Source organism: Herbaspirillum sp. C7C2 (assembly GCF_022627865.1).
Taxonomy (GTDB): domain Bacteria; phylum Pseudomonadota; class Gammaproteobacteria; order Burkholderiales; family Burkholderiaceae_D; genus Herbaspirillum; species Herbaspirillum frisingense.
Genome location: NZ_JABXGI010000063.1, coordinates 1 through 362 on the forward strand (window position 1 = coordinate 1; position 362 = coordinate 362).

Sequence of the window (362 nt, forward strand, 5' to 3'; positions counted from 1 at the left end):
GGATAGGCGATCGGCGCAAAGTCGGCGGCCGGGCGCAGGCATTCGTGGTCGGCATGCGTGTGGCGCAGGGTCCAGGGTGCCTTGCCACCGAACAGTACCTGATCAATCCCCACCAACAGCGTGCCGGCCACCAGACCCTTGCTCATCGAGGGCTTGAAGTTGCGGGCCTTGTGCAATTCTTCTTTCAGCCAGGAAGCCTCGAAGGCGGCCGGGTAGGCCGACAGCTCGTCCGACTGGCGATTCTCGCCCAGGGCATTGAATGCCGCATCCGCTGCCAGCATGCCGCTCTTGATCGCCGCATGGCTGCCCTTGATGCGCGAGGCATTGAGGAAGCCGGCATCGCAACCCAGCAGCGCACCACC

General features: G+C 64.6%; 1 protein-coding gene. It reads right to left on the reverse strand.

All coding sequences use genetic code 11. The features are described from left to right. Positions 1 to 362: NAD(P)/FAD-dependent oxidoreductase (locus HWE04_RS24240; protein ID WP_446719258.1), on the reverse strand; the 362-nt coding region annotated here is incomplete at both ends.